Raw genomic sequence first — 19,770 nt, 5'->3', positions numbered from 1 at the left:
CCGCGCTCAGCTCCCCGTCGGGCGCACGAACAGCACCGCCGTACGCACCAGGATGCAGATGTCCTGCCACAGCGACCAGTTGTCGATGTAGGCGTTGTCGAAGCGGCACCGGTCCTCGATGGAGGTGTCGCCGCGCAGCCCGTGGATCTGGGCGAGCCCGGTGATCCCGGCCGGCATCCGGTGACGCTCGCGGTAGCCCGGATGGGTCTGGCTGAACACGGCCACGAAGTAGGGCCGTTCGGGTCGCGGACCGACCAGGCTCATGTCGCCGCGGCAGACGTTCCACAGCTGCGGCAGCTCGTCCAGCGAGGTGCGGCGCAGGAACTGGCAGAAGCGGCTCATCTCGTGCTCGTTCGCCACGCTCCAGCGGGTCGCCGCCTCGTGCGCGCTGGCGGGCCGGTGGGTGCGGAACTTCAGCAGGGTGAACGGCCGCCCGTCCTTGCCGATGCGCTCCTGCCGGAACATCACTCCGGGCCCTTCCATGACCCGCAGCACGACCGCGCACACGAGCAGCACCGGGCAGGCCAGCAGCAGCAGGGAGCCGGACAGCACCATGTCGAGCACCCGCTTGCCCGCGTTGACGCGCTGCCGTCCGCCGCCCGGGGACAGCAGTCGGCGCGGGTAGCCCGCCAGGTGCCCGGTTCCTTCACGCAGCCCGCCGGAGCCGTACGACGGCGGGTCGGTGTCCAGCTCCCAGACCAGGCAGCCGTACGCGGCGAGATCCCGCAGCAGCGCGGCCTTCTCCACCCGGGTGGCGGCGCCCACGACCAGGACCGTCTCCACACCGTTCTGGATGACGGCCCGATGCGTCTCCTGATCCGTGGTGAGCACCGGGCACCCGTGACCGTCACCGGAACCGGTGAGCATGTCCAGGGAGTCACTGACCAGGCCCACCGGCCGTACACCGCAGCCCGGTTGGCGCAGTAGCGCGGCCGCGACCGGCCGGGCCGCCGTGACCGGGCCGACCACCAGCGCGGGAGTGGGCCGACGCCGCCGCGCCCGGCGTCCGTGCACCGCCGCGCGACCCGCGCAGCCCGCCGCGCAGTGCACGGCGAACGCGGTGACCAGCACGGTCAGCGACAGCGGCCGCAGCGGGGAGAGCGCCGCCACGGCCGCCCAGCCGACGGCGATCCGGCCGCAGACGGCGGGGAGTTCGTCCAGCGAGCCGCGTGTGACGGAGGCGTCGTACAGGCCCGCGCGCCGGTTCAGCAGCATCACACCGAGGGCCAGCACAACGACGACCAACGGGTATGTGACGGCCCGGGGTACGACCAGGGCGCCCAGCACGGTGGCGCCGCCGTCGACGAGGGGCAAGAGCACCCGGGAGGCGCGCCGCGGACGGCGGTCTCTCCGTCCGGCGGGCAGTCGGCGTCCGGCTGCGGGGCGGCGAGGGGCGAGAACGGAGACAGCGCGCCCTGCCGCCCGCGGCTGCTGCCCCGCAGGAGGGGGAACGGTACTTTCCGCAGTCATCTGGTGATGCACTTCCTGCTCTAGTTGGGTACGACGACCGGCGCGACAACGACGCCGAGCAATTCGCGGTAGACGTCGATCACGGCGTCCGCCGCGTGCCGCAGATCGTGAGCGGCGAGCACATGCCTACGGCCCTGTGCGCCCAGCGCCGCGCGCAGCTGCTCGTCCCGCAACAGCGCCGACAGCGCCCGGGCCAGCGCGTCGGAGTCCTCCGGCGGCACCAGGCAGTGCGGCGGATGCTCCGGCGGCAGGCTCTCGCGCGCCCCGTCCACGTCGGTGACGACGACCGGCCGGGCGCATGCCATGGCCTCCAGCGGAGCGAGCGCCATGCCTTCCCAGCGGGAGGGCAGGACCATGACGTCGGCGGCCCTGTACCAGGGCGCGGCGTCGGGCGCGGCGCCGGTGAACTGCACCGAATCGGGTGCACCCGAGCGCAGCCGGTCCGCGTCCGGTCCGTCGCCGACCAGCGCCAACCGTGCGCCGGGCACCTGCCGTTCCACCGCGGGCCAGGCCCTGAGGAGCACGTCCTGCCCCTTCTGGCGGCACAGCCTGCCCACGCACACGACGAGGGGGCCCGAGCCGGACCCGTGGTCCTCCTCCGGGCCCTCCGGCCGGAACCTGAGCGTGTCGACGCCGTTGGGGACGACCCGCCACCGGGCACTGATTCCGCAGCGCTCCCCGGTGCGCCGCTCCGCCTCGCTCACGCACACGATGCGCGTCGCCCACCGGGCCCCTAACCGTTCCCAGCCCAGTGCCAGGCGCGCGACGACACCGTCCGCGGCCTCGAACGACCAGGCGTGCGGCTGGAAGACGGTGGGGATACGGCCGCGTACCGCGAGCCGGGCCACGAGTCCCGCCTTCGCACTGTGCGCGTGCACCAGGTGCGGCTCTACGTCGCTCACGATCCGTGCCAACTGCCGTACCTCGCGGGGAAGTCGACGCCCCGGCGAGCGGGTCGCGTCCCAGCGCAGCACCGTGCAGCCCTGCGCGCGCAGCGCGTCCGACAGCATGCCGTCCTGCGGACAGGCGACGGTGACCCGCAATCCCGCGGCGAGTTGGGCCGCCACCAGGTCCGTCACGACCCGCGCGACACCGCCCTCGACGGGCTGGGTGACATGCAGAATGTGCGGCACGCATGGGGAATTACGCATGAGCGACGCTGCCCTTCCGAACAAAAGAGTCCGAGCCGGGGGCCAGGACGTGCGGCTCGTGTTCTTGATATAAGATCCCGCACTCGTTCGAGAGCGTGAGGTCCGTTGTTCAAGCGGCATCGCTGGAATCACGAGGTGAGCCACTCTAGCTGCTCCGCCGTATTTATCTGCGGACCGGTGAACTGTGTCGGAATGGTGGCGTTTCCATGGGCTATTTGTCACCTTGAGTCACCCGTTTGGAGCATTGGCCGACCAGGGTCCTTTCGTATGAGTTCCCTGAACTGGCAGCAACAGGGTTTCCAGGAGGTCGCCCTCTCGTTAGGCCGGGAGAAGTCAGGCTTACAAAAGAAAGGCACACGATGAAGACTCTGAAGGCTGCCGTCGTCGTCGCTGGTTCCCTTGCCATCGCCGGCGTCGCCGTGCCCGCCGTCGCGGTGGACATGCCGGCGCAGGGCCTTGTGGACAGCGGAAAGACGGTCGCGGGCGGTGTCCCCACGGCAGCCAAGGCGTCGGCGGGCTACGTGGGCAACAACGTCGAGCAGGTGGCGCAGAGTGTGAACAACAGCGTGAAGGGCGGCGTGAAGAACACGGGAGTCGTGAAGACCCCGCTCGTCGGCGGCGCCCTGCCGAAGTCCGCGCTGCCGGGTTCCGTCGACGGCCGGCTCCTCGGCGGCCTCCCCGTCGGCAAGTAGGCAATGGCTCGACGATTCGGGTCGGCTCCGCATTCCTGGGAGCCGGCCCTTCGTCATATGCAGGGGGAGCGAAATCCACTGCAGGGGGAGCGCAATCCACGTGCGCTGGGCCAAACGAACGATTCAGGGTGACCGTCGGCGGCACGATGCCGTTGGTCCCATTGGAACAGCCCGGCGTCGCTCGCATTACGGCGCGCCGGCAGGAATGCCGTAGGCGGCGGAGCGCCTTTCCCTCCTTGTTGGCGCGCTCTGCTCGACCGGCGGTGTTCCTGCCGGCTTTCGTCGGTCATCTCCTCACCTCGGGGCCCGTCTGCATGGGACGCAGACGGGCCCGGAGGCTTTTTACGGCCTCATCGCCGCGCCCCTCTGTGAAGGCCGCAGAAGTGAAGACCGCGAACGCTGAGGATGTGAAAGCGATGGCTGTGGAAGCGAAGGCGTGGAAAAGCCGATGGCGGCCCGCCGGAGTTCCGGCGGACCGCCATCAGGTGAAAGTACCGCTCAGAAGAGCAGGCCACCCGCGGTCGGGGCGTTCTGCGACTGGTCGACCTTGTCGGTGTTGCACGCGGCGTAGTGCGAGTTCGGGGCGAGGATGACACCCAGAACGGCACCGTTGGACCACGGGGCGATGCAACGACCGTCGACGACCGTGCCGTTGACGACAGCGACACCCTGCTGGGGGGCGTTGACGACGACCGGGGACGACGAGAAGCCGCCACCGCCATTGACGGTGGTGTTGTTGTCGTCGGCCGCGGCGGCGCCGCCGGCCGCGAGAACGATGCCCGCGGCGATGGCGGAAATGGCCGTAACCTTGTTACGCATGTGATGCGCCTTTCGGTGGGGCGGTTGGGGATTTCCGTGCTCCGAATTGCTCGGAGCAGGTCAGAGGAGCAGGCCGCCCTTGTAGCCGGCGTTCTGCGACTGGTCGACCTTGTCGGTGTTGCACGCGGCGTAGTGCGAGTTCGTGGCGAGAACACCGCCGAGGACGGCACCGTTGGACCACGGCGCGACGCAACGGAGGTCGGCGACCGTGCCGTTGACGACAGCGACACCCTGCTGGGGGGCGTTCACGACGACCGGGGACGACGAGAAGCCGTCACCACCCTTGACGGTGGTGCAGTTGTCGGCAGCGGCGCTGCCGGCCGCCGCGAGAACGATGCCCGCGGCGAGGGCGGAGATGGCCGTAACCTTGTTACGCATGAGTTGCGCCTTTCGGGGCTGTAATGGGGTGGTGCACCTGCTCCGAGCTACTCGGGGCAAGGGGTCAGAAGAGCAGGCCGCCCTTGTAACCGGCGTTCTGCGACTGGTCGACGTCGTCGGTGTTGCACGCGGAGTAGTGCGAGTTCGGCGCGAGGACGCCGGCGAGGACTGCTCCGTTGGACCACGGTGCGATGCACCGGCCGTCGACGACCGTGCCGTTGACGATGAGAACGCCCTGCTGCGGGGCGTTCACCACGACCGGGGACGACGAGAAGCCGCCGCCACCCTTGATTTGGGTGTTGTTGTCACTCGCCGAGGCAATGCCGACACTGCTGACCACAGCGCCGAGGGTGAGGGCAGTGATGACCGCGAACTTCCTGGGCAACTCAGTTCCTTCCTCAATTCACGGTTGCGCACGCTTGCATACCAGGAAACCTTGATATGCGCGCATAAGTCACGGGAAGAGGGGCTAAACAGGGATTATTCCATCGGATGGCGCAATGTGATGCGCCCCGGCAGGCCGATCTGTAATGGGCGTGGAATCCTTGTGGCTCATATGAACGACAATCCGAAAGGCGGCGGCCGCCCGCAACTCGGAGAAAATTCCGCCGTGCCGACCCGCACCGGCCCGCACGGAACCGGGGTCGACGCGTGTCCGGCCCACCGGAAGGGAGAGGGCCGGTGGGCCGGAGAGATGCTTTGTGGGTCTCCGCGGTGTTCGGTGCGCCGAGACCGGGTGCGGGTCGGTACGGCCGACTCCTACGGCTTCCGTTGTGTCACTTGCCCAGCAGGCTGCCGAGGCCGACGGCGGTCGGCGCCTGCAGCGGGTGGACCTGAACGTCACCCCGGCCGGCCGGGTTCTTCACCGGGATCGTGGGCTTCTTGGCGGAGTTGGGGTCCATGCCGTCCAGGTATACGCCAGAGCCGCCCTCCGGGCGCTTCTGGTCGAACGCGCTGCCGTTCGCGATCTTGCCGTCGCGGGCCAGGTGCGTGACGACGTCGGCCGCGGGCACGACCGCCGGGGTCACCTTGGTCGGGGACATGACACCGAGCAGACCTGATGCGGGCGCCGGTGCCGGCGCCGGCGCGGCCGACGCGGCGGCGGCGGCGCCACCTACCAGACTCGCGCCGATGGCCAACGCCGCAGTGGTGAAAACTGCCTTCTTCATGAATCACCTCGGTTGAAAGTTAACTCTGATCCGACGGCTGGAGAACATAGCAGTCGATGCCCTATGCAAATGCGATGCGTTACGCCATACGTGTGAAATTAGGAGGGGTGAAACAATGCTTTGTGTGCGGAGGTCTCGGAGGGGTTCACATGGTCGGTGAATCAATTGATCGTATGGTGCACCCGGATTCGACCAAGTGGGTTGTCTGAAAGAGAATTCCGGCGGGCGGCCGGTACTTCGGCCGGGTCGGTTGCGGTGCGGCCCTACCCTCGCCGCCATGACCGCCGACAGCCCCAAGTTCACGCCGACCGCATCCGCCGCCCTCGCCATCGGTGCCACCCGATCGGCCCCCGGCAAATCACTCGTCTGGTCGGAGGAGTTCAACGCCCCGATCGCCTGGGGCGCCAAATGGGTCGGCGACAGAACCAGCGCCTACCGTTACGGCAACCACAACCCGGACGACAACAAGCTCGACTGGCTCGACCCGGGCTGTGTGACCGTCTCCGGCGGCGTGGCCACCTTCACCGCCACCCCGGCCGGCCACATCCTGCGGGGCGGCCGACAGGCCTGGCGCACCGGGCTGCTCACCACCGAGTACTCCGCCGAGGGCTTCCAGGTCAGGACCGGCGACTACATCGAGGCCCGCGTCAAACTGCCCTCCCGTCCCGGTGCCTGGCCGGCGCTGTGGACCTGGAAGGACGGCGGGAACGAGATCGACACCTTCGAGTACCACCCGGACAACCCGAACCTGCTGGAGCTGTCCAACCACGTCAACGACGCCTGCACTTACCACACCGATGCCGACGCGATCGTCCCGGACGGGTGGGTGACCATCGGCAGTTCCTGCGGCGAGGACTCCGTCGACTGGTACGTCGACGGCGAGCGGGTCTACCGCGACGGCACCGGCGTGGGTGCCGACTGGTCGGCGTACCTGATCCTGAACCTGTCACTGTGCGCGGGCGAGTACCACCCGGCCCCGTCCGGCCACGGGCCGGTCACCTTCGCCGCCCACCACCTCCGCGTCTACCGCTGAGCGGTCGGCCCAACGGCTGTTCCCCCTAACGGGGTGACCGTCCAGCACCGACGGGGCGTCAGGACAGGCACCTCACCAGGCACGATGGCACCCGCCCGGGAAACGGGTGGTGACGGGGAGGGCGCGAGCGGTTGCAGACGGCGACAGGCGATTTCACGGTGGGCTCAAGATCCGACGCATATCGAAAGGAACACCCATGCGTGGTCTGTCCGCACGGCGTATCGCGTCCACCGCTCTCTGCGCCGCCCTTCTCGTCGGCATCACCGGGCCGGCTGCCGTCGCGGCCGACTCGGCCCGAGACCGCACCCACGCTGCGTCCCGCGCACCCGTCCCCGGCGCGGACGCGCTGCTCGCCCAGGTCAAGAGCCTCGGCGATCTGGGCGGCGTACTTGCTCCGGTCACCGCCCTGCTCAACGCCGTGCTCAAGGCAGACAACGGCCAACTCTCGGCCGCCGAGGCGCAGACGCTCGTCACCGCCGTGAAAAACGCCATCGCCAACATCACCGCGGCGGCCCCGACCACGCCCGCGCTCACCCCCGGTGCCGTGACCGAGCCGGGTGCGTCGTCGGGCTCCACGGTGGTCTCGCCGGCCGCGCCGATCAAGCTGCCCTCGCCGGCGAAGCAGGCTGACAGCAGGACGCCTGCGCCCAAGGACCTCAAGGCCGATGCGCTCGCCGCCCTGCAGAAGGCGGTCGACGCCCTGCTCGCGGCCGTGACCTCCGGCGACGTGGGCCAGGTCGTCCCCGCGGTCACCGGCGTGCTGACCGCCCTGGTCAACTTCCTCGCCGCGACGCTGCTCGGCAGCGGACTGCCCGCGGCCAACCTGCCGGGCCTGCCCGCGCTGCCCACCCTGCCGCTGCCGTTGCCGGTGGGGTGAGCCTTGGGTGAGTCCGCGGTGACCTTGTGACGATCTGACGTGGACCGTGCACTCCGCCGTCGGACCGGCCGTCATGACCGGTCCGACGACGGAGTTTTCAGGTCCGGGGCCCTTCGTGGATCTCATATGTCTTCCGGACGCGGAGTTTCCGCCCCGGTCGGGGCTCGTTGAGCGGGGCGTGACCTCGACCTCAAGCGAAACGAGCCCCTTCCGCGTCGCCGAGCTCGGCACGCTCGTCGTGCTGCCCTGGAGCGGCGCGGCACCCGACGGCACCGACATGCCCTATCTGCTGGCCTATTCCCTCGGGGATGCCGAGGGCGGCCCGGAGATGACGTCCGCCGCGGTCGAGGCCCTGCTGGCGGGCAACGGGCTGACGGTCGGCGCGGATCTCGTCGACGGCACCACCGGGGCCGACCTGGCTCTCACCCTGCGCGTCGAGGCGGATCAGGCTGTCGTCGGCATGCCGCAGCTGGGGGCCCAGTGCACCGCGCCGCCGGCCTGGCTGACGGCGGTCGACGAACGCGGCTACGCCTACCTGGTGTTCACCACCCGTCCGTGGCCCGAGGGCAGGCCGGGGCAACCGATCGAGCCGGCCGCGCTGGCCGCCTTCGTCGGCGCCGAACAGACCCTGAGTGCCGCCGCGCACGTCGTCCTGCCGGCTCAGCGCCCGCGCGGCTGATGCGCCGGGCCGGGGGCGGCCCCGCGTTCGCCCTGCTGCTGGTGGTCACGGGCGCGGCCGGGCTGCTGGCCTCCTGGGTCATCACCATCGACGAGTTCAAGCTGCTCAAGGACCCCGGCTTCGTCCCGGGATGCAGCCTGAACCCGGTGGTGTCCTGCGGCAGCGTGATGAAGAGCGCCCAGGCCTCGGTCTTCGGCTTCCCCAACCCGATGCTGGGCCTGGTGGCCTACGGCGTCGTGGTCTGCGTCGGGATGAGCGTGCTGGCCGGGGCGGCGTTCCCCGGCTGGTACTGGCTCGTCTTCGAGGCGGGCTGTCTGTTCGGGATCGGGTTCGTGTCCTGGCTGCAGTACGAGTCGCTGTACCGGATCAACGCGCTGTGCCTGTGGTGCTGTCTGGCCTGGGTCGCGACGATCCTGCTGTTCTGGTACGTCACCTCCTTCAACGTACGGGGCGGCTTCCTGCCCGTGCCGGGCCCGGTGAAGTCCTTCTTCGCGGAGTTCACCTGGGTGCTGCCGCTGCTGCACATCGGCGTCGTGGGCATGCTGGTCCTGACGCGTTGGTGGGACTTCTGGACCCACTGACTCCCGGGCCGGCTCTCCCCGGCTGACTCTCCCGAGTGGGAACACAGGTCCGTATGGCCGAATCGGTCGTGACCGTACGGCGCGACCGGTGGTTGACGCTGCGGTCATACGAGTCTGTCCCCAGGGAGTGAAGCATGGTGATCAGTGCTGACGGGGCGCCGACGGTCGCGGAGCCGAATGCCGAGGGCCGGGCGGGAAGCGGGTCCGAGCGGCGGACCTGGCGGGTGATAAGGCGCGGGCTGCTCGCCTCCGCCGTGGGTCTGGCGCTGACCCCCCTGGTCGGGGCATCGCGCCCGCCGCGGGGCGGGGACGGCGCCGTGAGCCCTGCGGACACCAGGGAGCCGGCCTTCGACGAGATCTACCGCGGGCGCCGCATCCGGGGCACCCTGCTCCGCGCCGACGGCTGCAGCGATGACGGCTGTGCCTGGCAGGTCACCGTGGACGGCCACCCGCTGCATCTGATGCGCCGCGCCGACGGAACCTGGCTGACCATGGTCGACCACTACAGCTCGTACCGGACCTCGCTGGCGGCGACCCGGGCGGCGGTCGACGAACTCGGCCCCGGTCAGCGGCTGCGCGACCTGGCACCCGGCCCGCTCGGCGAGGGATACGCGCACATGGGGGAGCAGCATGGTGTACGTGCGTAAGGACGTCAGCAAGCTGACGCGCGACGAGCGGCGGCGGTTCGTCAACGCGCTGCTCGAGATCAAATGGCGTGGTGTGTACGACGAGTTCGTGCGGCTGCACATCGCGTACTACACCTCCGACGGCGAGACCGGTCTGCGGGCGGCCCACATGGGACCCTCCTTCCTGCCCTGGCACCGCCGCTTCCTGCTGGACCTGGAGTGGGCGCTGCAACGGGTCGACCCGTCGGTGACGGTGCCGTACTGGGACTGGACGCGGGACCGTTCGACGACGGCCGTGCCCTGGACCGACGACCTTCTCGGCGGCAACGGGCGCAGCTCGGACCGCCAGGTCGTCACCGGGCCGTTCGCCCACGCGCAGGGCTACTGGCCCATCAGGCAGGGCATCACCGACGGCGAGTTCCTCACCCGTGACCTCGGACGCGCCTCGAACCCCATGTCCCTGCCGACGAAGAAGGAGCTGGAGTCGGCGCTCGCCGATCCGGTCTACGACACCTCGCCCTGGGACTCCACCTGCGCCAAGGGGTTCCGCAACAGACTGGAGGGGTGGGGGACCGGGAAGGACAAGGTCGCCTGGCGCAATCACAACCGCGTCCACCGCTGGGTCGGCGGCGCCATGCTCGGCGGCGCCTCCGTCAACGACCCCGTCTTCTGGCTGCACCACGCCTTCGTCGACCTGCAGTGGACCCGATGGCAGCGCCGGCACAAGAAGAAGGGAGCCCGCTATCTGCCGGCGGGCCCGCCCGGCCCCGGCAACGAGCAGCGCGGGCGGATCATCGCCCGGCACGAGCCCATGCCGCCGTGGGGTGTGACGCCGGAGCAGATGGACGACGTGAGCGGGATCTACCGGTACGCCTGACCGGCTTCACGCAACGGCTCCTCAGCCCAGCCGCCGCACGGGCGTCCCGTCCAGGAACGCCCGGATGTCCTCCACCGCCTCCCGGTAGTACGTCTCGAAGTTCGACCGGGACACATAGCCGAGGTGGGGTGTGGCGAGCAGGCGGGGAGCCGTGCGCATCGGGTGGTCGGCAGGGAGGGGCTCGATGTCGAAGACGTCGACGCCGGCGCCGGCGATGCGGCCCTCGTGCAGCGCGGCGAGCAGGGCGTCCTGGTCGACGATCGCGGCGCGGGAGGTGTTGACCAGGTACGCGGTGGGCTTGAGCAGGGCGAGTTCGGCGGGGCCGAGCAGTCCGCGGGTGCGGTCGCCGAGGGCCAGGTGGACGGAGACGAAGTCGCTGGTGGACAGCAACTCCTCCTTGGAGGCGGCGAGTTCGACGCCCACCTCGTCCGCGTACTCCTTGGTGAGGTTCTGGCTCCAGGCGCTGACGTGCAGGCCGAACGCGAGGCCCACGTGTGCCACCCGGCTGCCGATCTTGCCGAGGCCGAGCAGCCCGAGGCGGCGGCCGTGCAGGTCGGCGCCGACCGTCTGCTGCCAAGGGCCGCCGGAACGCAGGGAGTTGCTCTCCTCGACGATGCCGCGGGCCAGTCCGAGCAGCAGGGCCCAGGTCAGTTCGACGGGCGGCGTCGAGGTGCTCGCCGTACCGCACACGGTGACGCCGTGGGCCTCGGCGGCGGCGTAGTCGATGACGCTGTTGCGCATACCGGAGGCGACGAGCAGCTTCAGCCGGGGGAGGCGGGCGAGCAGGGAGCCCGGGAAGGGCACGCGCTCGCGCAGGGTGACGACGATGTCGAAGCCGGAGAGGGCCGCGGCGAGTTCGTCCTCGCTGCCGAAGTGTTCGGAGAAGGTGACGGTCTCCACCCGGTCGGCCACGGGTGACCAGTCGGCGAGCTCCGTCGCCACCTGCTGGAAGTCGTCGAGCACAGCGCAGCGCAGCCGCACGGCGGGCCCCTTTCTTCGGTGTGTCCGGTCAGGTCGCTCGTGGTCACCGTACCGATCAGGCGATCTGGCTTGCCTTGGCCTGCATGTGGGCGACGTAGCGGACCGTGAAGACCATCGGGACCACGAAACCGGCGATCTGGATGAGGGTGGCAGGGGTGGAGTGGCCGTGTCCGGTGTGCGCTTCGTAGGTGAGCGCGAGGGCGGTGAGGGTGAAGGCGGCCGTCCATACGGCGGTGATGACGACGTTGACGCGGATGAACGGCTTGAGCTCCCACAGTTCACGGGGTGTGGTGCGCTTGGCGATGCCCAGCGTGAACGGCCGCCCGACGGCCAGGGAGGCGCCGGCGATGACCGCGAGGACTCCGGAGGACAGCGCCGCGGAGTAGTCGTGGATGCCGGAGTGCGGGTCGGCGAAGGCGATGGCCGCCAGCGCGGCGAAGAAAGCCGCCGAGCCCGTCTCGATGATGAGTGCGTCAAACCCGGCGCCGGACCGCTTCTGCTCGATGATGACCGCCACCGCCACCACCAGGGCTGCCAGGGCTCCCCACTGCCAGTCACCCGAGGGGATGACGGCGAAGACGATCCACGGCAGGAAGGTGCGCAGGTACGACATGGGGACCCCCGGGTCTTCGAACTCTCTAAGTTCCTCTTCTGACATGTCAACAGTAGAAGGTCACTCTGTGACATGTCAATAGTGGAAGGTACGCTGGGAGTCATGAGCCTTCGACACGCCCTGCTCGGGCTTCTCTCCGAACGCACCGCCAGCGGGTACGACCTGCTGAAACTCTTCGAGACGTCACTGGCCACGGTCTGGCCCGCGACGCAGAGCCAGATCTACACCGAGCTGACCAAGCTCGCGGACTCCGGCCACATCGCGGTCGCCGCGGAGGGGCCACGGGGCCGCAAGGAGTACGCCATCACCGGCGAGGGGCTGGCCGAACTGCGGCACTGGCTGACCGAGACCAAGCCTCAGCGGAACACCCGTAGCGACATCCTGCTGCGGGTCTTCTTCCTCGGCGTGCTGACGCCCGAGCAGGCGCGGGGTTATCTGGCCGAGCTGATGGAGATGTCCGAGCAGGGGGTCGAGAGCCTGAGCCGGCTGTCGGAGTCCATCGACTGGGACGACGGCGCTCTGTCGGTCTACGGAAGGATCGCGTTGGAGTACGGGCTGCGGTTCAACGCCATGCGGCGGGAGTGGGCGGAGTGGGCGGCCGAGCAGATCAAGTGAGCCGCTGAGGGCGGATGGGGGCGGATCATCGAGCCTTTAAAGATTGCGCAAGTCGAGAACCATTACACTCGCCACCCCATACGGCTTCATCCACAGACGGCTTCATCCATCGGGGGAGACACGTGCCGGATCCTCAGCAGGCCGCAGGTGCACGCCGGGGCGGCGGGTTCGTGTGCGCGCGGGCGCTTCTCCTCACGGGCGTGCCGGCCGTCGCCGCGGCCCTGTTCCTGGTCCTCGGTTTCGGCCTGAGCGCCTACGCCGGACGGCCCTACATCGGACAGGGGCTGATCACGGCGGGGCTGATCGCGGGGGCCGCGGCCGCCGGGGCGGCCGTCGGGGACCTCGGATGGTTTCTCCTGGCGGCCCGCGACCGGCCCGGTCCGGACGAGGAGTCGGCCGCGGGTGGGCACCTAGACTGAGGCGGCGCGAGTGCGGCGCGCGGACCAGGGCGGGACAGGAGAAGGACAGTGGCGGCAGACATCGGTGGCTTCGAGGATCCGTCCGCCGAGGTGCTCGCGGAGGCGGCCGCCTCGTTCGGACTGCTGGCGTCCTCGGCCCGGCTGCACCTCGTGTGGGCGCTGGCCCAGGGCGAGAGCGACGTCACCCACCTCGCGGACCGGGTCGGCGGGGCGCTGCCCGCGGTCAGCCAGCATCTGGCGAAGCTGAAGCTCGCGGGGCTCGTGCGGTCCCGCCGGGAGGGGCGGCGCCAGATCTACTTCGTCGACGACCCCGATGTCGTCACCGTGGTCCGGGTGATGGTGGGTCAGCTCGCCGCGCGCGCCGAGGGGACGTCCGTATCCGTGCGCAGCCTGCGCGGGGCCGGTGGCTGACAGCGCCGCGGCGTCGGCACCGGACCCCGGGCCAACCACCGGACGGCTCCCCGGCGCCGGTCCGGAGCCCGGCGCGGGTTCGGAGTTCGGAGATGGTTCGCAGGCCGATGCGGTGCCCGTGCCCGGATCGGGTCTCGCTGCGCTGACCGTGCTGCAGGCGCTGCGGCACCTGGACAGCGGTCCTCGCGGTCTGACGGAGGCGGAGGCGGAGGAGCGGCAGGCGCGGTTCGGGGCGAACACGCTGCCGAGCCGGCGGGATCCCTCCTGGCCGGCGGCGTTGCTGAGCAGCCTGCGCGACCCCTTCACCGCCGTACTGCTCTGCCTCGGGCTGGTGTCGGCGGCCGTCGCCTCCTGGGGCACCGCCTGCGTGATCCTCCTGCTGGTCGTGGTGAGCTGCGTGCTGCGCGCGTCCGGGGAGCACCGGGCGAACCGGTCCATGGCCGCTCTGCGCGGCCTGGTCGCCAGCACGGCCACCGTCCTGCGCCGCACCGAGGAGGACCTGCCCCCGGACGTCCGGGAGATCCCGGTGGAGGAGCTGGTGCCGGGCGATGTGATCCGGCTCGGGCCGGGCGATCTCGTCGCGGCGGACGTACGGCTGCTGCGGGCGCAGGGGCTGACCGTGCATCAGGCGGTGCTCACGGGCGAGTCGGCGCCCGTGGCCAAGGACGCCGCTGACGGGGCGGAGGCGGTAGGCGGCGACTTCGACCGGTCCCAGCTGTGCTTCCAGGGCAGCAGCGTCGCGTCCGGCAGCGCCACCGCGGTCGTCGTGGCGACCGGCGCGCGGACGCGGTTCGCGGCGGCGCACGGCCCGGGGGAGAGCGCCCGGCCCGAGGCCAGCGCCTTCGACCGGTCCGTGCACGGCATCTCCTGGATCCTCATCCGGTTCATGCTGCTGACCCCGCCGCTGGTCCTCATGGCGGGCGCCGCCCTGCGCGACCGGGGTCTGGAGACGCTGCCGTTCGCCGTGGCGGTGGCGGTCGGGCTGACGCCGGAGATGCTGCCGGTCATCGTCACCATGTGCCTCGCGCGCGGCGCCTCGCTGCTGGCCCGCGGCCACGGGGTGATCGTCAAACGGCTGCCCTCGCTGCACGACCTCGGCGCCGTGGACGTCCTGTGCCTCGACAAGACCGGCACCCTCACCCAGGACCGGCCGGTCCTCGACCGCGCCCTCGCCCCGGGCGGGCACGACGATCCCGAGGTGCTGCACTGGGCCGCGGTCAACGCCTGGTGGACCCTCCAGCTCGCCGACCTGCCCGCCCCGGACGCCCTCGACGACGCGGTCCTGGACGCGGCCGACGAGGACGACGTCATGGCCTACGACGGGGTGGCGGCCCTTCCGTTCGATCCGCTGCGGCGTCTCGTGACCGCCGTCGTGCGCACGCCGGGCCGGCTCGGCACGCACACCCTGGTCGTCAAGGGAGCCGCCGAGGCCGTACTCGAACGCTGCGTCCTGGCGGACCAGGAGCGCGCGGAGCTGCTCGCGCTCGCGGCACGGCAGGCGGACGAGGGGCTGCGGGTGCTGGCCGTCGCCACCGCCGAGCGTCCCGCGCGTACCCGCGACTACACGCCCGCCGACGAACGCGGCCTGGACTTCAGGGGTTTCGTCACCTTCAAGGACGCCCTCGCCCCCACCGCCGCCGAAGCGCTGAGGGCGCTCGCCGAGCGGGGCGTCACCGTCCGGATCCTCACCGGCGACCACCCGGGCACCGCCGTGCGCGCCTGCCGCGACCTGGGCGTCCCCGTGCCCGCGGACGCCGTCCTCGTCGCAGACCGCATCGACGGCCTCACCGATCCCGAACTCGCCGAGGCCGCCGCCCGCACCGTCGTCTTCGCCCGCTGCGCCCCCGAGCACAAGGCCCGCATCGCCACCGCCCTGCGCACGAGCGGGCACACCGTCGGCTACCTGGGCGACGGGGTCAACGACCTGGCCGCCCTGCGCGCCGTCGACGTCGGTATCGCACCCCGGGACGCCGTCGCCGTCGCCCGGGAGAGCGCGGACGTGGTCCTTGCCGAGAAGGACCTCACCGCGATCGACCACAGCATCGCGGCCGGACGGTACTCGGGCGGCAACATCGCCACGTATCTGCGCGTCAGCCTCTCCTCGAACCTCGGCAACGTCATCGCGATGCTCGCGGCGGGCCTGCTGCTGCCCTTCCTGCCGATGCTCCCGGCCCAGGTGCTGGTGCAGAACCTGTGCTTCGACGCCGCCCAGCTCGCCTTCGCCCATGACCGGCCGCATCCGTCCGTGCTGCGCCGCCCGATCGTCCTCCGCCCGCGCGACATGCTGCGCTTCATCACCGGCTTCGGCGTCCTCAACGCGGTCGCCGACCTCGCCACCTTCGGCGTGCTGGCGCTCGCCCTGCACGGTTCCGACGGTCTGGACGACGCGGCCGTGTTCCACTCCGGCTGGTTCACCGAGAACCTGCTCACCCAGGGCCTGGTGATGCTGTTGCTGCGCGCCGGGAGCGCTGGGGCCGGGCGCGGGCGCGGGCCGGGGCCGATCGGCTGGGCGGCGGCCGCGCTGGCCGCCGTGGGACTGCTGCTGCCGGTCTCCCCGTTCGGCTCGCTGCTCGGCTTCACGCCGTTGCCGCCCCTGTACTACCTGCTGCTGGGCGCCGTGCTCGTCATGTACACGATCGGACTGCTTGCAGTCAGAAGGTGCTCTCGGTTATACAGTTGCGCAATGTAGCAACCATCAAGGTGGCAACCATCAGGACGGTGTCCCGCGCTCCCCGCGCATCAGGCCGTCATGCGAACAAGAAGGGGTGGGCGGGATGCTCCGCAACGGGCTGGAACCCTGGCATCTGCTGATCGTGGCGATCGTCATCATCGTGCTGTTCGGATCGAAGAAGCTCCCGGACACGGCGCGTGCGCTGGGCAAGTCGATGCGCATCCTCAAGAGCGAGACGAAGGCGATGAAGGACGAGGGTGGCGGCACGCAGGGGCCGGCGCAGCAGACGCGGTCGGCGCAGGCGACTCAGCCGACCGGGCAGACGCAGACGCAGACGCGGACCGAGATCTGAGGCCGGGGCGGGCGCGGAGTTCTGTCCGCCACGCGTCGCCGGGAGTCCTTGGCGAGGGCGGTGACATGCCGCCGGGCGTCCGGGGGTGGGGCGCGGCCCAGCAGCCGCGCGCCCAGTAACACTTGCTATATTGCGCAATCAACCAACCCGAGGGGTGCGCCGTCGCGCCGTCGGTTGGCGTCGGCCACAGCGTAGGGAGTGGGAGTTGAGCGATCCCTGGGGCGAGGGCAGAACCCGCGGCCATTCCGTCACACGTGATCGCTCGACGAGCGTTCCCCGCCAGCGCGAGACCTACGAAGGAGCGCCTGGACCGTCGCACGGCGGCCGGGCGGCCGCCCGGCAGGCGGCACGCTCCAAGGGACGCGGGTCGGGCCGCCGGGCCAAGCTCGTCACCCGGCGCAAACGAATAGCCCGCACAGCCCTGTTCACGGTGTCGGTGCTGATCCTGGTCACCGCCGGAGCCGGCGCCTGGCTGTACGAGCACCTGAACGGCAACATCAAGAGCGTCGCCATCGACGACGGCGCCGACGGCAAGGAGAAGGCGGACGCCTTCGGCCGGACCCCGATCAACCTCCTGGTGATCGGCTCGGACGGCAGGAACAACGTGGCTGACTGCAAACTGGGCGGCGGCTGCGGCTCCGCGAGTGCGACCGCCGGGCACAACGCGGACGTGGAGATGGTGGTCCACGTCTCGGCCGACCGCTCCAACGCCACTGTGATGAGCGTGCCGCGCGACACCATGACCAACGTCCCGGCCTGCAAGGACCCGGGCAGCGGCCAGTCGACGGGCGGCTACTACGGGCAGATCAACAGCGCCCTCCAGTACGGCGCGGCCTGCCAGGTCAAGACCGTTCACCGGCTCACCGGCATCCCCATCGACCACTTCGTGATGCTCGACTTCTCCGGCGTGGTGAAGATGTCCGACGCGGTGGGCGGTGTGTCGGTGTGCGTCAGCGACAACGTCTACGACACCTACTCGCATCTGAAGCTCGCCAAGGGCACGCACACCCTCAAGGGCGAGGCGGCGCTCGAATTCGTCCGCTCCCGGCACGGCTTCGGGGACGGCAGCGACCTGGGCCGTACGGTCTCCCAGCATCTCTTCCTCAGCGCCATGATCCGCAAGTTCAAGAGCGCGGGCACGCTGGCGAACCCGGCCAAGGTCTACTCGCTGGCCGACGCGGCCACCAACGCGCTGACCGTGGACACCGGTCTGGGCAGCGTCGGCAAACTCGTCGATCTGGCGACGGACCTGAACAAGGTGCCCTCGCAGCGGATGACGTTCACCACGATGCAGACCGGGGCCGACCCGGCCAACAAGGAGCGTGTCGTGCCCGCGGCCGCCGCGAAGGCACTGTTCGCGACCATCGCCGACGACCAGTCGCTGACGTCGGGCAGCGGCAAGAAGGCGAGCGCGAGCGGCGCCAAGAAGGCCTCCCCGTCCGCGTCTGTGTCGGCGACCGTGCCGGCCTCCGAGGTGGCCGTACAGGTCGAGAACGGCACCACCACCGGCGGACGCGCCTCGGTGATCGCCGACGCCCTCCTCACCAAGGGCTTCGGCTCGGGCACCACCTCGGGCAACGCCTCCGAGCAGTCGTCGAGGACGACGATCACCTACGGCCCCGGGCAGCAGGCCGAGGCCCGGACGGCGGCCTCCGCCCTCGGACTGCCCGCCTCGCACCTCACCCGGGGGAGCGCGAGCGGGGTCGTCCTCGTCATCGGCAGCGACTGGCCGAGCGGCACGTCGTACGGCTCCGCCGTCGCCCCCGCCGACACCCACGCCGCCGTCGCCGACGCCCACGCCCAGACCGCCGACAAGGCCAAGAGCTGCGCGAAGGTCAGCCCCTTCAAGACGGTCCAGATCAACGGGGTGGCGATGACACCGACTCAGGCGTACGCGGCGGCAGCGGGGAAGAGGGACTCGGCGCCGTAGAGCCGTAGAGCCGGCCCGGCCTCGGCCTTGTCGTACTCGATCCGCCCATGGTGTCGAGCGGACCTGCCGGCTGCCGCGGCGTTCGCCGTGGCAGCCGGCAGCCGCCGACCGAGTATTCGGCACCCTGGCGATGGCTTCGCCACTCGTGGGCCGCGGTGGCCACGGGGCGGGCAGGACCACACCCCAAACGCCGTACAGGTACGCCGACTTCCCGGGCCCACGCCGCCTGCGAAGGAAGTCATGCCCTCGGGCATTCGGTCCCCGTCACGTTGCAGCTACTCGGCCGAGCCGTCGAACCAGCCGCGGCGCTGCGCCTCTGACCCTGCGGCGAAACGGGTTTCGGCCGAGAGCTCGTCCATGAACTCGCTGATGCGTCGGCGCACGGTGCGCGGGGTGAGCCCCAGCCTCCGGGCGATGGCTTCGTCCTTGAATCCCTGCCGCATCAGCGCGACGATCTCGTGTCGCTGCCGCTCACGGTCACTGTCACTGGGCGGGGGAGCGCCGGTCAGCGGACGCGCCTCGCGCCACAGGAGTTCGAAATAGTGGCGCAACGCCTCCACGGCGACGGGCGATGTGAGATGGAGCGCCACGCTGGAACCGGTCGGTGTGAGAGCCAACAGCGCCTGCGAGCCGTCCGTGATCTTCAACTTCATCGGCAGCTGCGGCAGGAGCCGTATCACCTCGCCGACAGCGGCACAGCGTTCGACGATCTCGGCGCCCACGGGATCGCTCAGAAACGCCGTTTCGTAGATGCTCCGGTGCCGTACGCCCCGTGCGATCGACGCGGCCGTGGGAGGCTGCGCCGAACTCGCCTTCAGGGGAAGGTCGTACTGGAAGGTCTCCAGCGTCAGATGCTCGTGGACGGCCGCCGTACCGATCGTGTTGGACAAGGCGGTGATGTCGTCGGAGTCGGTGAGCACATGCGCGAGCCTGTGCGAGGAGGCGTCCTGCGCCTGCCGGTCGGCCAGTTGGCGGATTCGCAGCACCTCTCGCTGGGCGCGGGCGACGATGTCGTACTGGGCGTCGAGCTCGTGCCGTTTGTGGACCAGTGCGGCCTCCACGGCCGGGACCGGCGCCGCGGCCTGCAGAATCGGCGGATCGTGGGGCAGCACGTGGGCCAGGCCCAGGGCCAGAAGAGGGTCGGCATGTCCGCCGGCCCCCAGGTGCGCGTCGGCCTCCTCCAGCGGCATGGGCCTGCCCGCCTCCGCAAGGACGCGATAGCTTCCGGCGATCTCGGCACTCGTGAGCTCCGCGAGCGTGTCGACGGCCAGGGCCAGCAACTCGGGTGGTGCGCCCCCGCGAGTGGCGGATATGTCAATGGGCGGCGCGTCTACCGGTGGCCTGTTGTCCACAATCTTCCTCCCCGTTTTGGGCCTTGAGCGGGCCCACTCCGCCCATCCTTCGTCACAACTCCCTTGAACCGACC

22 protein-coding genes are annotated in these 19,770 nt (G+C 70.5%); 13 read left to right on the top strand and 9 right to left on the bottom strand.

Translation table 11 applies throughout. The annotated features are described in order from the left end of the window. Window positions 1–6 precede the first annotated feature (6 nt). Entirely contained in the window at window positions 7–1,470 is a 1,464-nt protein-coding gene (locus ACYUED_RS15365) for an exopolysaccharide biosynthesis polyprenyl glycosylphosphotransferase (RefSeq protein ID WP_491292849.1), read from the bottom strand. 20 nt (window positions 1,471–1,490) lie between these two features. Beyond that, window positions 1,491–2,621, bottom strand: coding sequence for a glycosyltransferase family 4 protein (locus ACYUED_RS15360; protein ID WP_491292848.1), 1,131 nt, complete (start codon window positions 2,619–2,621; stop codon window positions 1,491–1,493). 359 nt (window positions 2,622–2,980) lie between these two features. Here ACYUED_RS15360 and ACYUED_RS15355 point away from each other — a divergent pair, with 359 nt between their 5' ends. Next, window positions 2,981–3,313: a hypothetical protein gene (locus tag ACYUED_RS15355; protein ID WP_491292847.1), complete on the top strand. Its 333-nt coding sequence runs from the start codon at window positions 2,981–2,983 to the stop codon at window positions 3,311–3,313. Window positions 3,314–3,811: 498 nt separating this feature from the next. On the opposite strand, the gene ACYUED_RS15350 is transcribed toward ACYUED_RS15355, so the two are convergent. The 4 genes from ACYUED_RS15350 to ACYUED_RS15335 form a co-directional block, all read right to left on the bottom strand. Continuing rightward, window positions 3,812–4,132: a hypothetical protein gene (locus ACYUED_RS15350; RefSeq protein WP_491292846.1), complete on the bottom strand. Its 321-nt coding sequence runs from the start codon at window positions 4,130–4,132 to the stop codon at window positions 3,812–3,814. A 60-nt stretch (window positions 4,133–4,192) separates the two neighbouring features. Next, a complete protein-coding gene (locus ACYUED_RS15345) occupies window positions 4,193–4,510 on the bottom strand; it encodes a hypothetical protein (RefSeq protein ID WP_491292845.1) in 318 nt (105 codons plus the stop codon). Window positions 4,511–4,574: 64 nt separating this feature from the next. Then, the gene (locus ACYUED_RS15340; RefSeq protein ID WP_491292844.1) at window positions 4,575–4,895 is read right to left on the bottom strand and encodes a hypothetical protein; all 321 of its coding nucleotides are present in this window, start codon (window positions 4,893–4,895) and stop codon (window positions 4,575–4,577) included. Between the two features lie 391 nt (window positions 4,896–5,286). Then, window positions 5,287–5,679, bottom strand: coding sequence for an RNA-binding protein (locus ACYUED_RS15335; RefSeq protein ID WP_491292843.1), 393 nt, complete (start codon window positions 5,677–5,679; stop codon window positions 5,287–5,289). A 277-nt stretch (window positions 5,680–5,956) separates the two neighbouring features. Here ACYUED_RS15335 and ACYUED_RS15330 point away from each other — a divergent pair, with 277 nt between their 5' ends. The 6 genes from ACYUED_RS15330 to ACYUED_RS15305 all read left to right on the top strand — a co-directional run bounded on the left by ACYUED_RS15330 (window position 5,957) and on the right by ACYUED_RS15305 (window position 10,352). Beyond that, on the top strand, window positions 5,957–6,712 hold the full coding sequence (locus tag ACYUED_RS15330; RefSeq protein WP_491292842.1) for a glycoside hydrolase family 16 protein: 756 nt from the start codon (window positions 5,957–5,959) through the stop codon (window positions 6,710–6,712). Window positions 6,713–6,908: 196 nt separating this feature from the next. Beyond that, window positions 6,909–7,589, top strand: coding sequence for a hypothetical protein (locus ACYUED_RS15325; RefSeq protein WP_491292841.1), 681 nt, complete (start codon window positions 6,909–6,911; stop codon window positions 7,587–7,589). Between the two features lie 178 nt (window positions 7,590–7,767). After that, window positions 7,768–8,268, top strand: coding sequence for a DUF5949 family protein (locus ACYUED_RS15320; protein WP_491292840.1), 501 nt, complete (start codon window positions 7,768–7,770; stop codon window positions 8,266–8,268). Beyond that, the gene (locus tag ACYUED_RS15315) at window positions 8,268–8,849 is read left to right on the top strand and encodes a vitamin K epoxide reductase family protein (protein ID WP_491292839.1); all 582 of its coding nucleotides are present in this window, start codon (window positions 8,268–8,270) and stop codon (window positions 8,847–8,849) included. Before ACYUED_RS15320 ends, ACYUED_RS15315 begins: the two co-directional genes overlap by 1 nt. Before the next feature lie 134 nt (window positions 8,850–8,983). After that, window positions 8,984–9,496, top strand: a complete 513-nt coding sequence (locus ACYUED_RS15310) for a tyrosinase family oxidase copper chaperone (protein ID WP_491292838.1) — start codon at window positions 8,984–8,986, stop codon at window positions 9,494–9,496. Next, window positions 9,480–10,352, top strand: coding sequence for a tyrosinase family protein (locus tag ACYUED_RS15305; protein WP_491292837.1), 873 nt, complete (start codon window positions 9,480–9,482; stop codon window positions 10,350–10,352). Before ACYUED_RS15310 ends, ACYUED_RS15305 begins: the two co-directional genes overlap by 17 nt. 21 nt (window positions 10,353–10,373) lie before the next feature. Here the strand turns inward: ACYUED_RS15305 and ACYUED_RS15300 are convergent, their stop codons facing one another. Both ACYUED_RS15300 and ACYUED_RS15295 read right to left on the bottom strand, forming a co-directional pair. Beyond that, a complete protein-coding gene (locus tag ACYUED_RS15300; RefSeq protein ID WP_491292836.1) occupies window positions 10,374–11,333 on the bottom strand; it encodes a D-2-hydroxyacid dehydrogenase family protein in 960 nt (319 codons plus the stop codon). 55 nt (window positions 11,334–11,388) lie between these two features. Then, on the bottom strand, window positions 11,389–11,946 hold the full coding sequence (locus ACYUED_RS15295; protein ID WP_491292835.1) for a hypothetical protein: 558 nt from the start codon (window positions 11,944–11,946) through the stop codon (window positions 11,389–11,391). 102 nt (window positions 11,947–12,048) lie between these two features. On the opposite strand from ACYUED_RS15295, the gene ACYUED_RS15290 reads away from it, so the two are divergent. The 6 genes from ACYUED_RS15290 (at window position 12,049) to ACYUED_RS15265 (ending at window position 18,344) form a co-directional block, all read left to right on the top strand. After that, window positions 12,049–12,561 carry a PadR family transcriptional regulator gene (locus ACYUED_RS15290; protein WP_491292834.1) on the top strand — a complete coding sequence of 171 codons (513 nt, stop codon included), beginning with the start codon at window positions 12,049–12,051 and terminating at the stop codon, window positions 12,559–12,561. 122 nt (window positions 12,562–12,683) lie between these two features. Next, a complete protein-coding gene (locus tag ACYUED_RS15285; protein ID WP_491292833.1) occupies window positions 12,684–12,980 on the top strand; it encodes a hypothetical protein in 297 nt (98 codons plus the stop codon). A gap of 48 nt (window positions 12,981–13,028) precedes the next feature. Further along, window positions 13,029–13,391 (top strand): ArsR/SmtB family transcription factor, encoded by a 363-nt coding sequence (locus ACYUED_RS15280; protein WP_266514702.1) that lies wholly within the window; start codon window positions 13,029–13,031, stop codon window positions 13,389–13,391. Continuing rightward, on the top strand, window positions 13,384–16,080 hold the full coding sequence (gene mgtA / locus ACYUED_RS15275; RefSeq protein WP_491292832.1) for a magnesium-translocating P-type ATPase: 2,697 nt from the start codon (window positions 13,384–13,386) through the stop codon (window positions 16,078–16,080). The genes ACYUED_RS15280 and mgtA overlap by 8 nt, the downstream gene beginning before the upstream one ends. An 85-nt stretch (window positions 16,081–16,165) precedes the next feature. Further along, window positions 16,166–16,414, top strand: a complete 249-nt coding sequence (tatA, locus tag ACYUED_RS15270) for a Sec-independent protein translocase subunit TatA (protein ID WP_491292831.1) — start codon at window positions 16,166–16,168, stop codon at window positions 16,412–16,414. A gap of 205 nt (window positions 16,415–16,619) precedes the next feature. Beyond that, window positions 16,620–18,344 carry an LCP family protein gene (locus ACYUED_RS15265; protein ID WP_491292830.1) on the top strand — a complete coding sequence of 575 codons (1,725 nt, stop codon included), beginning with the start codon at window positions 16,620–16,622 and terminating at the stop codon, window positions 18,342–18,344. Window positions 18,345–18,619: 275 nt separating this feature from the next. On the opposite strand, the gene ACYUED_RS15260 is transcribed toward ACYUED_RS15265, so the two are convergent. Then, window positions 18,620–19,696, bottom strand: coding sequence for a helix-turn-helix domain-containing protein (locus ACYUED_RS15260; RefSeq protein WP_491292829.1), 1,077 nt, complete (start codon window positions 19,694–19,696; stop codon window positions 18,620–18,622). Between the last annotated feature and the right edge of the window lie 74 nt (window positions 19,697–19,770).

The organism is Streptomyces sp. DF42 (assembly GCF_058267695.1).
The sequence above is the reverse complement of the archived record's forward strand: the minus strand, read 5'-3'. Positions and strand labels throughout refer to the sequence as shown.